The organism is Vibrio sp. 1727, assembly GCF_033344415.1.
GTDB lineage: Bacteria > Pseudomonadota > Gammaproteobacteria > Enterobacterales > Vibrionaceae > Vibrio > Vibrio alginolyticus.
Map to the genome: position 1 here is coordinate 1 of NZ_JAWPOT010000356.1, position 648 is coordinate 648.

At 46.8% G+C, this 648-nt stretch carries 1 protein-coding gene; it reads right to left on the reverse strand.

What is annotated here, in order from left to right:
- Nucleotides 1–87 precede the first annotated feature (87 nt).
- Nucleotides 88–648: CatB-related O-acetyltransferase (locus tag R8O10_RS25715; protein WP_318192025.1), on the reverse strand; the 561-nt coding region annotated here is incomplete at its 5' end.

The window sequence follows — 648 nt, forward strand, 5'->3', positions numbered from 1 at the left end:
CGATGCCAAGGAAACGCACAAGCTGCAACAATAGTTTTCGTCACAACGGAGCGAGATTATAACATATCGCTGATAATTTTCCTCATTTCAGTGACATTCGCCACCTTTATAGTTACTTTCCGCAATGATTAACTGCTCAATATCATTTCCACAGATAAAAGAGCGAATCGCGTTAAACTTAGCCTCATCCCAAGAATACATCTTAAGAGCCAATAACTTATCAATCGTCTCTGAGTCAAAACGAGTTTTGATCGGCTTAGCAGGAGCGCCCGCTACCACGGTGTACGGCGGCACGTTTTTCGTCACGACACTGTTTGCGGCAATCACCGCGCCCTCGCCAATCGTAACGCCTGGCATGACCATCGCGCGCATTCCAATCCAGACAGCATCTCCGATAATCGTGTCACCCCTGCTTTGATAGGAACGTTCGACATCATCAAGAAACGGATACAAGCAGAACCAATCGGTTCGATGATTGTGGTTGCCACCCATTAAAATCACCGCTTCTGCGGCGATACAAACATAATCACCAATATAGAGTTGGTCGACTTCCCAACGGGGTTGCCACTGCTTGCTGATTTCATCCCCCAGCAGATAACGAACGACGGATTCCTCAAAACCATTATCCCAGCAATCGCTGTAATAACT